Annotated in this window: 9 protein-coding genes; 3 read left to right on the top strand and 6 right to left on the bottom strand. The window is 56.1% G+C overall.

Features of this window, described 5'->3' with window-relative positions; genetic code table 11:
• Positions 1-4 precede the first annotated feature (4 nt).
• On the bottom strand, positions 5-1381 hold the full coding sequence (locus PCH01S_RS27695; protein ID WP_042235374.1) for a glycosyltransferase family 2 protein: 1377 nt from the start codon (positions 1379-1381) through the stop codon (positions 5-7).
• 387 nt (positions 1382-1768) lie between these two features.
• Positions 1769-2431 carry a phosphodiester glycosidase family protein gene (locus tag PCH01S_RS27690; RefSeq protein WP_042235372.1) on the bottom strand — a complete coding sequence of 221 codons (663 nt, stop codon included), beginning with the start codon at positions 2429-2431 and terminating at the stop codon, positions 1769-1771.
• 195 nt (positions 2432-2626) lie between these two features.
• On the opposite strand from PCH01S_RS27690, the gene PCH01S_RS27685 reads away from it, so the two are divergent.
• The 3 genes from PCH01S_RS27685 (at position 2627) to PCH01S_RS27675 (ending at position 4786) form a co-directional block, all read left to right on the top strand.
• The gene (locus tag PCH01S_RS27685) at positions 2627-3217 is read left to right on the top strand and encodes a DUF1989 domain-containing protein (protein ID WP_042235369.1); all 591 of its coding nucleotides are present in this window, start codon (positions 2627-2629) and stop codon (positions 3215-3217) included.
• A gap of 82 nt (positions 3218-3299) precedes the next feature.
• Complete coding sequence (locus PCH01S_RS27680) at positions 3300-3926, top strand: LysE family transporter (protein ID WP_042235367.1); 627 nt, start codon at positions 3300-3302, stop codon at positions 3924-3926.
• A 95-nt stretch (positions 3927-4021) separates the two neighbouring features.
• The gene (locus PCH01S_RS27675; protein WP_042235365.1) at positions 4022-4786 is read left to right on the top strand and encodes a YqcI/YcgG family protein; all 765 of its coding nucleotides are present in this window, start codon (positions 4022-4024) and stop codon (positions 4784-4786) included.
• Between the two features lie 56 nt (positions 4787-4842).
• Here the strand turns inward: PCH01S_RS27675 and PCH01S_RS27670 are convergent, their stop codons facing one another.
• The 4 genes from PCH01S_RS27670 to PCH01S_RS27655 form a co-directional block, all read right to left on the bottom strand.
• A complete protein-coding gene (locus PCH01S_RS27670) occupies positions 4843-5499 on the bottom strand; it encodes a spore coat protein (RefSeq protein ID WP_042235363.1) in 657 nt (218 codons plus the stop codon).
• 96 nt (positions 5500-5595) lie between these two features.
• Positions 5596-14172, bottom strand: coding sequence for a GH36-type glycosyl hydrolase domain-containing protein (locus tag PCH01S_RS27665; RefSeq protein ID WP_042235360.1), 8577 nt, complete (start codon positions 14170-14172; stop codon positions 5596-5598).
• 278 nt (positions 14173-14450) lie between these two features.
• The gene (gene htpG / locus PCH01S_RS27660) at positions 14451-16331 is read right to left on the bottom strand and encodes a molecular chaperone HtpG (protein ID WP_042235357.1); all 1881 of its coding nucleotides are present in this window, start codon (positions 16329-16331) and stop codon (positions 14451-14453) included.
• Between the two features lie 199 nt (positions 16332-16530).
• Positions 16531-18757, bottom strand: a 2227-nt coding sequence (locus PCH01S_RS27655; RefSeq protein WP_042235355.1) for an S-layer homology domain-containing protein, incomplete at its 5' end; no start/stop codon positions are given.

Raw genomic sequence — 18757 nt, 5'->3', positions numbered from 1 at the left:
TCCGTTAGCTCTGGGATAGTGGGGAAGCGGGTGCGGAAGGCGGGGCGGTTACGCTCCGGGAGATGGATGCGATTCCTTTTCTCTCGACATACCCCCAACCTTCGTCGTTATCGAAATATTTGAATGTCCCCACAATATTGATATAGAGCAGCACATTCCGGTACGTCAGCAATTCCAGCTGGCTGAAAATAAACATGCGGATATAGTCTTTGAGCGTGTAGGTGCTCCCGTATTTCTTGCAGAGCGCGAGCGCAATGACAATCTGAATAGCGTTGATGAGCAGCGTGGCCGACAGGATAAGCAGCGCCATCCATATGCCGTCTCCCGCTAGCAGCAGCTGGAACAAATAGACGAAAGTCGTGAACGCCGTCAGCGTCCCCAGCACAAAGCCGTCAATGGCGAAAAACAGCCGGACGCCCAGATTGAACTTACGAGGCAGGTCCGACCAATAAATGAGGATGCAGTCGACAAAAGCCTTCTGCCAGCGGATCCGCTGTTTGTAGAAGTTCGGCATGTTCTCGGGGCATTCGGTGTAACAGACGGCCTCGGGGGCGTAGACGAGCTTTTTGGAAAGGTTGTTCGCTTTGATATATTCGTGGATTTTCAGCGTGATGTCGATATCCTCGCCGACCGTGCTCCGGAACCCGTCCACCTGGATGAGCACCTCTTTGTAAAAAGCGCCGAAAGCGCCGGAGATGACCACGATCGAATTAAGCGCCGATTGGGTCAGTTTTCTAACGTAGAAACCGTGAATATAGGAGATGATCTGACTCTTGATGAGGCCTTTGCCCGTAAATCTCTCTTGGATTTGCCCGTCCTTTCTTTCCGCGCCCTGGACAATCTTGACGGTACCGCCAAGCGCCATGACGTCGGGATCGTGAAAATACTGGTTCACATATTGAAGCGAGTGGGCTTCGAGCATCGAGTCGGCATCCAGCGTAATGACGATGTCCGAGAGGGCGTAATCGATTCCGGCGTTGAGGGAGTCGGCTTTGCCGCCGTTCTTTTTATCAATGACATAAATATGGGGATACTGCCGGGAGCGGTAAAAGGCTCTAACCGGCTGATAGGTTAGCTCCTTCATGACCTGCCGGTCGTCTTCCTGCAAATCCAGCAGCTCTTGGAGCCTCCGGAGAGTCGCGTCTTTCGATCCATCGTTGATAATGATGATTTCATGATTCCGGTATTTCAGGCCTTCCATCGCTTCGATACAATTGCGGATCGTCAGTTCCTCGTTGTAGGCCGGCACAAGAACGGAAATCGATTTTTCCTCCAAGTCTTCCTCCAGCTTCTTTACCTTGCTGAACAGCAGCGGAATAAAGGTATACAAGAGCTGGAACGCCAAAAAAACGATGGTCGTTACGTATAACAGGATCTGCATCTCTCTACTCCTCCTATCTTTTCTCTTTGTCTATAGGTCTCCTCCGGTTAAGGCACGCATTACAGCGTTAAAGGATTTATCCGATAATCTCCTTTCTTCTGGAAATGTAGTTCTTTTTATCTAATTTAGTCTAATCTACTAATAGTGTAAAACTCTTACATCATCCGATAAAGCGAATACATCACACCTTTACTAAAATTTTCCTCCGTTTTGCTCCGATTATCTAACCCTCGTAAGTGAATGTTTTGCATTTTTCGTTATTTGTGAAGAAAAAAAAGACTCAAAGCGTTTATTTTGAGTCTTTTAAGGTATTAATTGTATTTTTTAATAGGATTATTAAGAAAAATTAACTAATTTAGGCCGGAGTTAAAAAAATCTACATATTTCTCAGCTCTTCAAAGCGACCATCTGATAGACGAGGCGCGGCTTGGCATCCGATCCGCCGTAGGAGCCTTCGGCCACTTTATACTGCGAGGAGCCGCTTCCGTCCAGGAAAATGCCGTCCAACAGCGTTCCGGAGCCGATTTTCTCTTTGATCGCGGTACGGAAAGCGGCCGCTGTCGGCTTCGAATCGGTCACGATCAGCCAAATATTGTTCGCGTTGTTGTACACGAGGGCGGTCCGATTGGCCGCGCCGTCCGGGTTCTGGATATTCTCCGCGGCTGCCTGGGTTTTCCAGGCGGAATCGCTGCTTTTCAGCATCATGCTGATGCCGCCCTGCGCCCAGTAGTTGCTTTTGTTGGCCACCTGAATCTCGCTCATCTTCTGAACGACTTGAACGGAGAACCCCCCGCTTTGGTCGTCCCATACCAGCGTACCTCTGGCGTACTTCGCGTTTTCGCTGCCGTTGGGCGCCACCGCTACATTGTTGTTGACGGCAATCTGAAGCAGCGTACCGTCGTAAAAATACCCGCCGTTCACTCCGTAAGCCGTCTGTCCGACAACGCTCGATGCGCCGATGGATTTGATGGTAATGTTTTTGGGACTCGTTTTAATCGAGTAGAGCTTTACTCCGTTGGATGCGGTGACCGTTGAAAAGGTATAGGCCATTTATATTCACTCCCCTTTAAGTTTTCAGGGCGTCAGCCCTTCACTTTAAAGGTGGAAAAGGGCGTGCAAATACAACCGCTAAGGCCGGATTTTCTTCCTTTTTTTCCGGCTCTAACCGCGGCCAAGCGCTGGCGAATACCTCCACGGGACCCAAGCCATACTAATAAAATCTTTCCATACAGAGGAGGACCTCTTTTGTCCACGCAAAAATGGCGGATTCCCGCAACCGAAGGGCTCGGATTCCGGCTTGGCAAAGGCCAGACCGTGCGGATCACGGACGTGGAAGGCGAGCAGGTTGCCGATATCGTCGCCTACCGGGCGGACAATCCCACGGAGAAGTTCGACCCGACCGTCACGATGGATGCTCTGCGAAAAATGAAAGTAACCCCCGGGGACATCCTGTATTCCACCCGGTATACGCCGCTGCTCACCATTGTGGCCGACACGGTAGGCCAGCACGATTTTATCAACTCCGCCTGCCGGCCGGAAATGTACGAGTTCACGTACCGGAAGAAGGATCATGCATGCTGTTACCACAACTTGAACAAGGCCATCGCCCAGTTCGGCATCGAGCCCCCGGAACAGCACTATCCGTTCAATTTGTTTATGCACACGGTTATACAGCCGGACGGTTCCATCCGTGTCAAAAGACCGCTGTCCAAGGCCGGAGATTACGTGGACCTGCGTGCGGAAACGGATCTGCTGGTCGCGATGTCGGCTTGTCCGGCTTCGGAAAGCATCTGCAACGGCTACGTCTGCACCCCAATTGATATCCAAATTTTGTAAATTATTCTAAGCGGGACATCCTCTGAATACAATGACTTGTACGCTTGTACCTGTCATCCATCTCTAAGGGGAGTGTTGCTTTTTGAATGCCTTCTTAACCTATGTCGTGCTCGGCATCTCGTTATCCGCGCCCGTAGGCCCCGTCAATGCCGCCCAATTGGAAAAGGGTGTCCGCTTCGGCTTTCTTCACGCATGGCTGGTCGGAGTGGGCGCAATGATTGCCGATCTTTTTTACATGCTGCTGATTTATTTCGGCGTTGCCCATTTCCTCGATACCCCCTTTATGAAAACCTTCCTGTGGCTGTTCGGCTGCTTTGTTCTTCTATACACGGGAATCGTGACCCTGAAAAGTCTCAAGCTGAATGAAAGCGGCGAAATGCGGGAGTCTCCTTCCGAAATAAGCTCATTCCGGTTCGGCTTTTTTATGGCGCTGACGAGCCCCTTAACCATTCTCTTCTGGCTGGGTATATACGGCTCCATTCTTGCCCAAAGCCCTCAGAGCCACGACCCCGGCCAGGCGCTTTGGCACAGCCTCGGCATATTTGTCGGCCTTATGATCTGGGATATCGCGATGGCCCTCTTCGCAAGCTCTTTTCACCGGTTCGGCAACCCCCTGATTCTTCAGATCACTTCCCTGCTCGCCGGGATTTCGCTGATTCTGTTCGGACTCTACTTCGGCTATGAGGCTCTTCTGATGCTTGCGGGCTGACCCTCGTTTACCTCCGGTAACCCCCGGAATGCACGGGCATTCACCTATTCTAATCCGATCTCATACACTGCATGGTGTGGAGAGGGGTTGGAGAGATGGCGGAACTCCGCAGCAAGATATGGATCGAGGAGCACGGAATGGAGCTGCCGGAATGGCAGCGGACGGCTTTCGGGGAATTCGCCGCGATGATCGCGGGCCCTGAGAACAAGTACCCCTGCGTGCCCGGACATCAAGGGTACGTCACGAATAATCTCCGGTACGGCTTTGCGCCCGATCCCCGGACCGCCCAAGCCGTATCCGATACGGCCGAGCTTCTGAACGCCTATGGGAGCTGCTCGCGTGAAACGGGGAAATACGCCTCGCTTGTTATTTTTTTCGAAACCCCGGAGGACTTGAAAAAGCACGCGGACGTTCTTGAGTACGAAACCTTGTTCTGGTCCCTCCTCAAGCGGTTGCACGACAAAGACACGGCCCCCTGGCCCGAGAATATCCCGCAGGACCCGGCGAAGCCCGAGTGGGAATTTTGTTTCGCCGGTCAGGCTTATTTCGCCTTCTGTGCGACACCTGCGCACGGGCAGCGCAAAAGCCGGCACTTTTCTTCGTTCCTTGTGGCGTTCCAACCCCGCTGGGTTTTCAATGAGATCAATGATACGACTGCGTTCGGACGGAATATCAGCAAAATAATCCGCGATAAACTCGCGGACTATGATGACGTGCCGGTGCATCCTTCCTTAAAATGGTACGGACAACCGGACAATCAGGAATGGAAGCAGTATTTCCTGCGGGACGATGAAACAGCTCCTTCCCGGTGCCCGTTCATGGCGATGAAAAATCAGCTTCAAAAAAATGCACCATTCTGAAAAAAAGAAAACCCGGTATGGTTTTAACGCAAGCCATAACCGGGTTTGTTGTATGTTTACTGGTAGCGCGGAGCGAAATTCGCCGGAATGCCTTGATTGCCGATAGGCGATTGCGGGTAGCCCGGTGTTGGTACGAACGTGTTCAGCATGCTCTGCATATCGTTTTGTTGAAGCTGAGGCACTTGGTAGTACGCATGTTTGTTTTGGTACAGGAAAATCTCGTAAGCCAGCTCGATGAAATTCTGCACCTGGGAAGCAAGAACACGGCGGACAACCGGATTCGTGACTTCCGCGGCGGACATCGTCAGAAGAGACGCGTGCGTTTTGATCAGTCCGAGCATATGGCCGCTGATTCCCGCGTCCTTCACGTCCGCCAGAGACTGGTTCGGCTTCTTGGGCTGGCTCGGCTTGATGCCGTACTGAATGTTAGTCGGCTGCTGCATCATGTACGTGGACGTCTCATGGCTCGGCTTCCGGCCTGTCGCGAAACATTCCGCGGTGAGGTTGTATTGGGAAAGGATAAAGCTGTACTGGCGGTCGATGATGTCCAGAAGCTCCGGGTCTTTGACGAAAGTCCGGAACAGCATAAACTGGTCGAGCACGTTGATCGTGCCGGAAAGCACCTCGTGCATGTCAAAAAATTCGTGGCCGCCGTGGTTAAAGTTAGGCAATCCTTGCTGGTTCTGATTGTTGAAATAATTTTGCTGCTGCATGTGAAATCCCTCCGCTAGGTTGATGGTTAACAACTTGAATAGTTTAGGTTTTGAATCGTCTTTTTATGAGGAGGACTTTCTTTCTCCCCCTCGGGATTACAATGTCACGACAATCTCGTGAACCCGGTTATCGTCTGTCAGCGGAACGAACGGACCTTCGCCGGAGGAGAAATCTCCATCCGCCTCCTGTCCGTCGATCGTCAGACGCATACAACCGCTTGATTTCCGCGACGGATTAAGGACCGTGATCCGGTATTCGGATTTCCCGAAGCGGTATACCGCCGAGAACTCCGGCCATTCCGGAGGAATACAAGGACGGATGGACAGCTTCGCGCCCCGGCGTCTAATGCCGAGAATCCACTCCAGTCCCGCCTGGTACATCCATCCGGAGGCGCCGGTATACCAGGTCCAGCCCGCATGTCCCCTGTGAGGCGGCTCCGTGTATACATCGGCAGCCATGGCATAAGGCTCACCGACGTACTTCCGGACCTCCGCCGCTGTTTTGGTATGCATGATAGGGTTGAACATCTGGAACAGTTCAAGCGCCTTTTCCCCGTTCCCGAGACCGCACCAGGCCACAATACTCCAGATCACACCGTGCGTGTATTGGCCGCCGTTTTCCCGGATACCCGGAGGATACCCCTGGATATATCCCGGGCTCGGGTCGGTCTTGTCGAACGGAGGCGTCAGAATATGGGCGACGGACAAGCTGCGGTCGACAAGTTCCCGGTCGAAGGATTTCATGGCCTGGCGGGCTCTATCGTCCGGAGCCATGCCGGAGATGACCGACCATGACTGGGCGATGGAATCGATGCGGCACTCCGCATTGTGGATCGACCCGAGCCACTGACCGGCATCCGTGAAGGCACGGCGGTACCACTGGCCGTCCCAGGCGCTTTCGTTCAGCGCCGCGGCCAGCTTCTCCCGCTGGCTCCGGAAGCGCACCGCATGGTCTTGTTTACCTCGGATTTCGCAAAGTTCGGCCATGCCCTGGAGGACATCTCCAAGGAACCATCCCAGCCAGACGCTCTCTCCCCGCCCCTCGGGGCCGATCATACTCATGCCGTCGTTCCAGTCACCGATGCCGATCAGAGGCAGCCCGTGCTCCCCGAATTTCAGAGCGCGGTCTACCGCCCGCACACAGTGATCGAAGATCGTATCGCTATTGCCGGACAGGACCGTTTCCTCGTAGCGCTCGTGTTCATCCGCTTCAAGCGGTTTGCTCGTAAGGAACGGCGCCGTTTCGTCAAGGATGCTCCTGTCTTCCGTATGATCGATATACCGGGACACGGCGTAAGGGAGCCACAGCAGGTCATCCGAAAAACGGGTACGGATACCGCGGTGCGTCTCCTCGTGCCACCAGTGCTGGACATCCCCTTCTTCGTACTGATGAGAAGCGTGAAGCAGAATTTGGGCGCGGGTCAGGTCCGGACGGCTGTTCAGCAGTGCCAGCGAATCCTGGAGCTGATCCCGGAACCCATAGGCTCCCCCCGCCTGATAGAACGCGGTACGGGCCCACATACGGCAAGCCAGTGTCTGATAGAGGAGCCAGTGGTTCAGCATCATATCCATTTCCGGCACGGGAGTGGACACGGTCACGGTTCCAAGCAAGTCTTCCCAGAACGTACGGACAGCCTCATAAGCGGCCATGCAGGCATCAGATTCCCTGTACTTGCGGGCTATCCGCACCGCTTCTTCGCGGGAATCTCCGCAGCCCAGAAGAATATAGACCGTCCGCGCGGCGCCCGGTTCCAGTTCAAACTTCGTCCGCACGGCCCCGCATCCGTCATAAACGGGACCGGTCACGCCCGACAGGTCGGGCCGGCTCATCGCAGCCGGATCTTCAAACGTCCGGTTGCGACCGATAAATTCAAGCCTGTCGCCCGTCCAGGACAGGCTGCTTTCGTCGGCATGCACGGTTAAGAAGGCGGTGGCATCCCGGAAGTTTTCCTGATACGCGTTTCGGGCGATCAGGCTGTCCGCTTCGTCGTCCCAGTCGGTCATAATGAAGGAGGCATTCCCTTCCCGCTGGACGCCCAGCACCCATTCCGCATAGTAGGTAGCGGACAAAGATTTCTTGTGTGAAGTTGTGTTGCGCAGCTTCACTTCGACAATCTTGACGGGGTCCTCCAGCGGGACGAATACCGTCATTTCCTGCCGTATTCCCCGGCTTTCATGCTCGTAGCGCGAATATCCCCTGCCGTGAGCCACCCGGTAAACGGAAGGATCATCTTGCCGCCGGGAAGGCGCCATCTGCCAGAAATCCCCGTTTTCTTCATCGCGGATATAGAAAACTTCGCCCGGCGGGTCCAGGGCGGGATCGTTCGACCACGGGGTCAGCTTGCATTCCCGGCTGTTGCGCCACCACGTGTATCCCGTGTACAGCTCGGAGGCCAGACAGCCGAACCGCGGATTCGCCATCACGTTAATCCACGGAGCCGGGAGATGCTCCCCGTTTTTGAGCGTGATCCGGTACTCCCGGCCGTCCGGGGAAAAGCCTCCCCACCCGTTGAAAAATAAGGTGTCGGCGGCAGGAACTGCGCCGGCGGCCTCAACCCCGTTGATGCCCGAGACTCCGGTTGTGCCCGCTGCGCCAGAGGCCTCAGCCGCAGCCCCGGCCGTACCGGAGACGGCGGACGCATCCGGCCGGAGCGGAGACGGCGCTTCCCCTGCCGTAACCGGCAGCGGCACATCGCGGGCATCCTTCCGGGGCCAGATCTTCAGCTGCGCCCGCAGGCTGGGCCCGTCCGCACGCAGAACGACCCGCGCCGCCGCAAGCAGCAGCGCATGGTCCTCTTGCGGCATTGCGGAAGCGGGAACGACATGGATGCCTCCCTGCCCGGCGGCAACCGCATTCCCGGCTGCCTGCTCCGACAAGCGGACGAGCGCATCCCTCAGCTCCTGCTGATAGCCGCCCGGAGATTCGTTAAACAGCACGAGATCGAAAAACAGCCCGTGCCGCCGCAAATATTCGAAGCCTCCAAGCAGCTTCTGCACGAACGGCAGATTTGCGCTGTCGGCAACTCTCGCCAGCACGATGGGTCTGTCGCCGGAAACTCCGTAAGCCCAGAGGCCCTGCTGCCCTTTGCTATTGGCGGCGATGCTTTCCGCCTGCTCAGGCTTGAACGGCCCCCTATAAAGCACGCGGCCCGCCAACGCCCGGTAAACGGCTGCCTCCGCCGGCGTGATATGCAGATGCTGCAAATCGATCTGGCTGCGGGTCCAGGCGAGCTGGAAGGTTCTGTCGACCTGCTGCGCCTGAAAAAGCTGCCGGACCATGTTCAAGCTTTGCTCCTTCGAATCCGCGACGCCCGTAACCGCGCAGAGCCGGATGCTCTCGCCCGGTTTGAGGCTGATGCGGCGGCGCATGACGAAAGCCGGATCGGCTACGGAACCGACCGTACCCTCGAGGCGGGAAGCGAGTCCTTTCGGCCTCGCTAGGGAATGACCGCGGCCGATGAAAGCGGCCCGGTCGGTCTCGAATTCGGCCGGGCCGAGAACCGCGCCGAAGGCCGACAAGTTGTGAAAAGCCCAAATCGACTTCTCTCCCGCATTCCGCGGACGTTTCCGGGCAAGCAGGCAGCCCGTCTCCTCCTCAAACTGCGTTTCGACAAACAACTTCGTGAAAGCCGGATGAGCTTTGTCCGCATCGGGCAGCGCCAGAGCGATTTCCAGAAACGTCGTCACTTCGACGATGCGGGCCTCGCTGCTTTTGTTCTCCAGTGTCAGCCGCCGGACTTCCGCGTTCATTTCGGGCGAGACCGTAATTTCAAGCACGGTCTGTATGCCGTCATCCTCCCGGCGGAAAGTTGTCCGCTCCTGGGAGAAGAGTACGCTCTGAGAGTCCGAAGGAACGCGGCAGGGCTGGAAGGCGGGGGACCATACCTTCTCCCGGGTAACATCGCGGATGTACAGGTACACGCCCCACGGGTCTCCGACGGGATCTTCCCTCCAGCGGGAAACGGCCAGTCCGTTCCAGCGGATAAACCCGCTTCCGCTGTTGGTAACGGCCGTCGTAAACGTCCCGTTGGAGTGGACGCCCACTTCCGGAGCCGGCGTGTCGGCCGCTATGCTTTCCGGCGCTGAATAAGTGCGTTCCGCCTCCGGTTTTTGAATACGCGACTTTCCCGGCAATTCCCGGGTCAGCATCGACTCGCGAGGCGGAATGCGTTCGATCAGAAGCAGTTCGGCCGCCTGGACGCGTTTGTCGCTGTGAAAATAATCGTACATTTTAACGGGGAGAAGCAGGTTCGCGATTGTCAGCAAACTCATGCCCTGGTGGTGGGCCATAAAGCTGCGGATAATTTTGCAATCTTCCCCCTGCGGCATTCGGTCCGCCGTAAAATCAATCGCTTCGTAGAAGCCGTATTTCCCCCTTGCTCCAAGCTCCTCCATCCGGTTCAGGTCCTCCAGCCCTTCCCGGAGGGCAAACGGAAGCGCCATAACCGCCGCATAAGGCGCGATCACAAGATCTTCTTCCAGTCCCCGCTTGAATCCGAGGCCCGGCACACCGAATGCCCGGTACTGATAGTTCATCTGGTAATCGAACGCGTAATAGCCCGATTCCGAAATGCCGAACGGGACGCCCCGTTCATGCGCGTATTCCATCTGCCGCTTGACGACGCCCCGGTAAGTGCTGTCCCAGAGCGTATTGCGGTAAGTCCGCATGATGAGCCACGGCATCATATACTCAAACATCGTACCCGACCACGAAATCAGCGTGGTCTTGTTCCCCTGGAGTTTGACCGTGCGGCCCAGCGCCATCCAGTGGGATACGGACACCTGGCCCAGCGCGATCGCGACGAAGCTGGTCTGCCGCGCCTCGGACGCCAGCAGATCGTACAAAATGCGGTCCCGTTCCCCTGTCGCGCCGTGGTACCCGAGAACGAAGAGCTTGGCCTTATGATCGTAAAGCTGCGTAAAATCGGTCGCCGCGATAAGCGATTCGAGCCGCTGTACAAGCTGCTGCCCGCGGGTCAGCCAATCCGGAAGGTTCGACGGAGCCTCGTGACCCGCATGCTCGGGCCCGCTTCCTTCGGCCGTCAGGACTGCCGAACGCCCGCTGCCGCTTTTGGAGCCGCTTTTGGGGCCGATGTTCCGGCTGTTGTCAGGGTCCTCGCCTTTTCCCTCCGTATTTCCATCAATCCCGTTCAACGCGGATTCTCCGCGCGGGGTCTGATCCAAATCGACAGCAAATTCCACCCCGTAGGCCCCTGCCGGTGCCCGGTTAATCTCCATATAGCGGCCTTCCGTTCCCGCTTCTTGCCCCAGCCAGCTTGCCAGGCCCTGCTTGACCGTCATCAGACTTGCAACGAAGTTGCCCGAATCGACTGTGGACACATAGGCGGGCGGAAGAATCCCCAGCGTCAGCGTGTCGTACCAGTTGTATAAATGACCGTGCCATTTCTCCAGGTTTTCGACCGTCCCGATCGTATTTTCCAGCTTTTCAACCAGCGATGGAGTGTCGATAAAACCGAATTCGCGTGCCGCAAGCGCCGAAGTCAGCAAAAAGCCGATATTGGTCGGAGACGTCCTGTGAGCCACTCCGTTCGGCGGGTCTACCTGAACGTTATCCGGAGGCAGGTAATGATCCTTTGGACCGGCATAGTCTTCGTAAAAAGACCAGATTTGTCTCGCCAGCACCCGGAGTTTCTCCTGTTCCTCCGCTCCAAGCGGCGCTTCCTCCCGCTCCACTGGCCGGTCCAGCCATGAGACGGCCAGAGGGGCCAGCGCCCAGAACAAGCTTAGCGCGAGACCGGCCCACAACAGGGACGCCGAGGCCTGTACAGCCGAGGCGAGCGCAAACACGATAATGAGCACATACCCCCAGCCCGCTTGAAGAAGTGGTGTGCGCTGCTGTCCCCGGGTGCTTCGCTCGATATGCGACGAGCTGGTCCACTCCAGCAGCCGGCGCTTGCTGACGAACACCCGGTACAGCGTTCTGCCGATCGCATCCAGCAGCACAGCCGTTTGAAAAGGCAGCGTCCAGATCTGGATCATTACGTGCAGGGCTGTCGCCAGCAGACGTCTCGGCTGCTTGTAAATCCGGGGGAGGATGAACAACTGCCGGAGCAGCGGCAGAAACATCGTCGCCAGCAGCACGGCGGCCCAGCGCCAAGGCGATCCCGGCAAAACGGTCCAGGCGAGAACAAGCAGGACGAACACCGCAGGCGGAAGCAGACTCCGCCTCAGGTTGTCCAGCATCTGCCAGCGGGTCAGAAAAGATAAATCAATGGGCCGGAGCACTCCCCGCCGGTCGCAAATACGGGAAAAAAGCCAGCACACAAGCTGCCAGTCGCCGCGCACCCAACGATGAAGCCGCTTCTGGTAGGAAACAAACTTGGCCGGATGATCGTCGATCAGCTCGATATCGGACAACAGCGCGGCGCGCATAAAACCGCCTTCCAGCAAATCGTGGCTGAGTACGGTATTATCGGGAATCCGCTCGCACAGAAGTTCGGCAAACACATCCACATCGAAGATACCTTTCCCCGTAAAAATGCCCTGGCCCAGCGCATCCTGGTAAGGGTCCGAAGCCGCGAACGCATACGGGTCCATGCCCGGCTCGGACCAGAAATACGCCAGCCGCGAGCGCATCGCCGAATCGTGGCTGATCCCGATGCGCGGCTGAAGCACCCCGTAGCCTTCTACAACCCGTGTCCTCGCTTGGTTCAGGCGGGGGCGATTGTACGGCAGGTGCAGGGTTCCGATCATCCGCTGCGCACTGCCCATCGGCAGCTGCGTGTCCGCATCCAGCGTGATCAGATAGCGGATACGCGGCAGTACGGACGCATCGCCGAATTTCACCGCATAGCTGGTATCGCCGCTGCCTCTCAGCAGCTCCACGAATTCGACCAGCTTGCCGCGTTTGCGCTCCCAGCCCATGTACACGCCCTCATGAGGATTCCAAAGCCTGCGCCGCTGGTAAAAATGAAACGTTGTTCCGCCTGCCGCGGAGTACTTCTCGTTTAGCGCGCGAATTTTATCCTCGGCAAGACGGACCAACCGGTCATCTTCCGGAAGCTTTTCATCCGGCGCATCCGTAAAATCGCCTAAAAGCGCATAGTGGATGTTGGAATCGCGGTTGGCCAGATAGTGCACCTCCAGGCGGTCCGCAAGCTCCGCCACTTCGTCGGGCGAAGACCAGATCGCCGGTATAACCACCATCGTGCCGGCTTCCGCCGGAACACCTGCGGAGAAATCATACCGGAGCAGGGGACGCGGACGGCAAATCCGCTCAATGCCGAAATGCAGCCAGTTCATTCCCCATTCGCTCACGGGCAATAGTAAAGCTGCGAGGACGACTGCCCAGGCGAGAGCGGACAAACCATGCCCGATTCCGATCCATGCGGCCGCGATAAGCCAAAGCACGGCGAACAAGCCGAGCATCGAGGCGAAATAAGTACCGGCCCGGCGCCTGGAGATAGCGTTCTCGGGCATCGTCCGGGGAGAGCTGCACTTCCGCAGCGAGGCGATCAGCTTCTGTACACCTTCCGATTCGAGCAGATAATAGGAAGGAAACTGCTGCCGGGTGCGATCCCCCGCCGCCAGAGGCGCCGCAACTTCTCCATTCTCATGGAGAATAAGGACCTCGCTCCGGGCGGAAGCGTCCGCGTGACCGGAGGCCGCACCCGGGCTGCCGGAACCGGCGCGGGCGGCGTCCGCCCTCTCCGCCGCTTCCCTGGCTAGCGCCACCGCCTGTCCGGCAACCAGATTCTCGGGCACCCGCAGACGGCGGGCAAGCCGCTCCACTTCGGCGAGAATCTGGTTCCGGCTGTACGCGTCGAGCAGCGGGTACACGCCCGTATACTCCTGGCGGAGCGTCCGGTCCGGCAGACTGATCTGCTCGAAGAGATCGTTCCAGTCCCAGCGTTCGTTCTTGCGCAAGCTGGTGATTACGCTCCCCGCCCGGGCCTGATAAGCCGTCTGGAGCCGATGCTCGTAAGAAACGATGCGGTCGAGGTCCTCCGCCCCGTTCTCATAACTGCAAATCAGCCATTCCCGGACGGAAGCCGCGTCCCCGGCCCATTCCCGCAGATGGCTGATTAAATGGACGATCCACGGGCCAGGCAAAGGAAGCGTGAGGCCCGCTTTTTCCACCTGGAGATGGACCGTCTCGGGACTTAAAGCGGCAGGCTCGATCAAGGAAAGGATGCGCCCGACGTCTATGCAGACTTCGCGGCGCTCCCGGACGAAAGCCATCGTTTCCGCCAGCTTCTTCACCAGAACCAGACGCAGAATGAGCGGCACCGAACGGGCTTCGGTCAGCGTTAAGGCGCTCACTTCTTGGTAGGCCTGAATATAAGCAAGTATCGTTTCCTCGCTCAAAATTCCCTCGACGTGCGTCAAATAGTCTTCCATCATGGACTGAATGCGGAGAAGCCCGCTGCCGCGCAGTCTCGGCATGCGGTCCAATGCGTCCTGAAGGAGCAGAGCCCTGACTTCCTGGGCCTGCTCTTCGACAAATTCGGAATTGTCCAGCAGCCACTGCTCGGCCGGTTGCGTACAGCCGGCATGAACCGTCTGCAGGGAAAGAACAAAATCCCTTAAGCTTTCTATGTCCTTCTTAAAATGTTGTTCGATATAAGCGGGCCTTGTACGCGGCAAGGTCGTTACGTGCTGCAGTGCAAGTTCCCTCGCTTTTTGGCTGAGTTGTTCGTTCGTATAGGTCATCGGTTCCTCCGGAGATCAGTTAGTCAAAGGTGTACTGTTCGTCCGGTGTAACTAAACAGTCCGGGACAACTAAATTATTCCCAGCTTTGGCTGGTTTTATGAGCCGGAAAGCATCCTCCGCAGGATCGGCCTTGAACGAAGCCGTTTCGCCTTCATGCTTATGCTTGCGCTTGCCTGCGCAGTTCAGCTTTTCCCTAGCACGGACATGCAAGCACGGACATGCAAAAAAGGCCTCGTTCCGGAAGGAACGGGCCTTTTTGTCTGAACCGCCGGGCGGCTTAGACCATGATTTTGCAAATATTGTTCGTAAATTCGACCGGGTCGCTCACTTGGAGACCTTCGATCAGAAGAGCCTGATTGTACAGCAGGTTCGTGTACAGGTTCAGCTTGTCTTTATCGCTTGCATACGCTTCTTTAAGGGAGCAGAACACGTCGTGGTTGACGTTGATTTCCAGCACTTTGTCGGCCTGGACTTCCTGTCCGTTCGGCATGGCCTTCAAAATTTTCTCCATTTCGATCGTCAGCTCGCCTTCGGTAGACAGGCAGACCGGATGGGATTTCAGACGTTTGGACGCCTTGACGTTCTTCACTTTGTCCGACAGGATCGCTTTCATAGCTTCGAAGAGATCCTTACTGTCGTTTTCCTCTTCTTCCGTCTGCTTGTCCGCCGCGTCCGGCTCGATTCCGAGGTCGCCGCTGGACACGGATTTGAATTCTTTTTCCTTATAAGCCATCAGCATTTTAATGGCAAACTCGTCGACATCGTCGGTGAAGTACAGAATCTCGTAGCCTTTGTCGAGGACCATCTCCGTTTGCGGAAGTTTCTCGATGCGGTCGATAGACTCCCCGGACGCGTAGTAAATGTACTTCTGGTCTTCCGGCATGGCCGATACGTATTCATCGAGCGTGACCAGCTTTTTCTCTTTGGAAGAAGTGAACATGAGCAGGTCTTGAAGATCGTCCTTGTGGGTGCCGTAGTCGTTATAAACACCGAACTTAAGCTGACGCCCGAAAGACTTGTAAAACTGCTCGTATTTGTCTCTTTCGTCCTTGAGCATGCCTTGCAGTTGGCTCTTGATTTTGTTTTTGATATTTTTGGCGATCAGCGTCAGCTGGCGGTCATGCTGCAGCATTTCCCTGGAAATGTTCAGAGACAGATCCTCCGAATCGACCATACCTTTTACGAAACCGAAGTAATCCGGCAGCAGATCCCCGCACTTGTTCATGATCAGAACTCCGTTGGAATACAGCTCAAGACCTTTCTCGTATTCCTTCGTGTAATAATCGAACGGAGTACTTTCCGGGATGAACAGGATCGCTTTGTACACGACGGCGCCGTCCGCGCTGATATGGATATGTTTGAGCGGCTTGTCGAACCCGTACCGTTTTTCCGCATAAAAGTTTTCATAGTCTTCCGTCGTCAGCTCATTTTTGTTTTTGCGCCAGATCGGAACCATGCTGTTAATTGTCTGTTCTTCCTGGTATTCTTCGAATTCGTCGTCGCTGCCTTCTTTGGGTCTGCGTCCGGATACGTCCATCTTGATCGGATAACGGATAAAATCGGAGTATTTCTTAATAATCGCCTTCAGGCGGTATTCTTCCAAATACTCGTCGTAGTTGTCGTCCTCGGTGTTCTCTTTAATTTTCAAAATGATTTCGGTTCCGACCGTTTCTTTGTCGGCAGGCACAATCGTGTAACCGTCCGCGCCTTTGGACTCCCATTTGAACGCTTCCTCGCTGCCCAGCGCCCGGCTGATGACCGTAACGACGTCCGCCACCATGAAAGCCGAATAAAACCCGACGCCGAACTGCCCGATAATGTTGTGGCCCTCTTTGGCTTCGTTTTCCTTCTTGAAAGCGAGCGAACCGCTCTTGGCGATTACGCCCAGGTTGTTTTCAAGATCCTCTTTGGTCATACCGATTCCCGTATCGGAAAGCGTCAGCGTACGGCCGGCCCGGTCGGCTTTTAATTTAATGAAATAATTGTCGGCGTTGAACGCCAGGTTGTCGTCCGTCAGGGCTTTGTAGTAAATTTTGTCGATCGCATCGCTGGCATTCGAAATCAGCTCTCTTAAAAAGATTTCCCTCTGGGTGTAAATCGAATTAATCATCATTTCCAGCAAACGCTTGGATTCCGCTTTAAACTGCTTCTTGGCCATGAGTGAATCTCCTTCCGCAAGATCATAGTTAGCACTCCAATGTCCTGAGTGCTAATTCCTAGTTTTATAGTACCTATTCCATTTTTTGAAGTCAACCGCTCCGTTAAAAATATATGCGCTTGTTTTCTCTCTTTTTGCATGAAAAAAGAGTTATTCCCCAGCCGTTTGAAAGACCGCTGGAGAAATAACTCTTCTCTTCTTAAATCAGTTCGGATTTCTGAAGAAGTCTTTGCACGATGGCGGCGACTTCCGCTCTTGTAATCGACGCTTTCGGAGCCAGCTCCGTGGCGGTTCTACCCGCAAAGATTGCGCCCTGCAGGCAATCGGCCACGCCGCTTTTCGCCCATTCGGCAGTCGCTGCGGCATCCGCATAAGGAGCCAGCAATTCCGCCGCTTCTTTGGACGGCAACTTGTCTCGGAGGCCGGTAGTCTTCATCGCTTTTGCCATGATGACCATGGCTTGTTCGCGGGTGATTTTGTCGGACGGACGGAAAGTTCCGTCTTCAAAACCGCCGATGAGCTTATACGCGTAAGCGGTTTGAACCGCAGCGCTGTACCAATCCGACGCGTTCACGTCCGAGAAAGGCGCGGACGCTTTTTCCTGTTTAAGTCCTAGTGCTCGCACCATGATGGCCGCAAACTCCGCACGTGTGATCGCCGTATCGGGGTTAAACGTGCCGTTTTCGACTCCGCTTACGACCATGCGGGAGCCCATATCGTTGACCGCATTCTGAGCCCAGTGCCCGGCAACGTCCCGGAATTCGATCGGGTGCCAGATCACGGAGTAGGTGCTGTTCGTTAAACTGTTGATTTTCGCAAAATAGTGCCCGTTTACGTTTACGATCCGGGTCGGCACGTGACGGACGGTACCGTCCGCTTCCACGACAACGCCGGTTGTAATCTTGCCGGGATCCACGCCATCCGGGATGGCAATGGTGCGCTCTACGTAAGCGTTGAAACGGGACACTTCAACCGTTGCGCCGCCGTAAGTACCTTTCACCGTAAAGTTGAGCGCCGGAGCTACCAGCGTGAAATTCCCGGCGGCCGCCGAATTTTCGACGACTTTCAGCGTTTCCTTGGACGGAGCGGCTACTTCGATGCGCACTTTGATATCTTCCAGTGCAGACGGCTTGCCGAGCTGATCCGACAGCGCACTAACATTGATTTGTTCCGCAGGAATCGTGTACGTGACATCTCCGAAGGAGATTTTAACGACGGCCTGCTTCTGTTCCATGGATTTCACCATTTGACCCGTCAGTTCGCCGACGAGCACATCCGCTTTCTTATCTTTCGCAAGCGGGATGGTCACAACTGCATGTTGGCCTTCGGACGCCAGCTTCTCGGCCAGCTTCTTCGGATCCACCGTAACCGTCAGTACCGATTGACCGTTTACTTCGGTCGACTTCACGGTTCCGGCACGTTCCGTCTTCCCGTTAACGAGGATATCGGCTCCTTCGTTAGCCGGTACTTCCGTAACGGGCGGTGTGGTCGGCGTTGGCGTGCTCGGTTCTGAGGAACCTCCACCCCCGCCTCCGCCGCTTGACGGAGCATAAGGCGTGACGGAATTCGATGGAACCGAGGCCGCGCTTCCGCCCGCTGCGTTAAGAGCTTTAACGGTGAACGTGTACGCGGTGCCGTTCGCAAGCCCGGTTACCGTGATCGGGCTGGCCGTGCCGCTTACCACTTTATCGCCGGGCGAAGCAGTAACTTCGTAGCCGGTGATCGCGGTGCCTCCGTCGGAAACCGGAGCCGTGAAGGAGACGACCGCTTGGCCGTCACCGGCCGTGGCGGTAACGTTAGTAGGCTCGGAAGGTACGGTATACACCGTCAGAACCGCTTCCGTGGACGTAACCGGCTGGCCTACCGTACCTGACACGACGACACGGTATTTGTAACCGTTCATGCCCTGCGAAACCACCGGAATGTTCAGTGTGGCGTTCGTCTCGCCCTGCAGGTCTTGGAAGCCTGACCCGGTGTCTAACTGCCACTGATACGTCAATCCCGTTCCCGTGGCGATAACTGTAAAGGAAGCGGGAGCGCCTTCAAGCACCGGCGGCACGTTTTGCGGATGCGCCGTAATCGCCGGAGGGAACGTTGGAATCGGCGGCAGCACGTTCAGCACCGCCCCGTTCGACGTCACCTGTTGACCTCCCATGCCCGACACGACAACGCGGTAGGTGTACCCGTTCATGCCCATCGACACGGCCGGAATGGTCAGTGTGGCGTTCGTCTCGCCCAGCAAGTTTAGGAAACCTGATCCACTGTCTTCCTGCCACTGATACGTCAATCCCATTCCTGCAGCCATAACGCTGAAAGAAGCGGGGTTTCCTTCAACCACCGGCAGCGGGCTTTGCGGATGCAGCGTAATTACCGGAGGGAACGTTGGAATCGGCGACATCACGTTCAGAACCGCCCCGTTCGACGTT

This window comes from Paenibacillus chitinolyticus NBRC 15660 (genome assembly GCF_000739915.1).
Classification (GTDB): domain Bacteria; phylum Bacillota; class Bacilli; order Paenibacillales; family NBRC-103111; genus Paenibacillus_F; species Paenibacillus_F chitinolyticus.
Note: the sequence above shows the minus strand (reverse complement) of the source record. Positions and strands in the feature narration are given on the sequence as shown.

Coding starts and splice junctions, on each gene's coding strand:
- PCH01S_RS27665 (WP_042235360.1), bottom strand. CDS start 14,172: ATGACCTATACGAACGAACAACTCAGCCAAAAAGCGAGGGAACTTGCA.
- PCH01S_RS27695 (WP_042235374.1), bottom strand. CDS start 1,381: ATGCAGATCCTGTTATACGTAACGACCATCGTTTTTTTGGCGTTCCAG.
- PCH01S_RS27690 (WP_042235372.1), bottom strand. CDS start 2,431: ATGGCCTATACCTTTTCAACGGTCACCGCATCCAACGGAGTAAAGCTC.
- PCH01S_RS27675 (WP_042235365.1), top strand. CDS start 4,022: ATGGCGGAACTCCGCAGCAAGATATGGATCGAGGAGCACGGAATGGAG.
- htpG (WP_042235357.1), bottom strand. CDS start 16,331: ATGGCCAAGAAGCAGTTTAAAGCGGAATCCAAGCGTTTGCTGGAAATG.
- PCH01S_RS27670 (WP_042235363.1), bottom strand. CDS start 5,499: ATGCAGCAGCAAAATTATTTCAACAATCAGAACCAGCAAGGATTGCCT.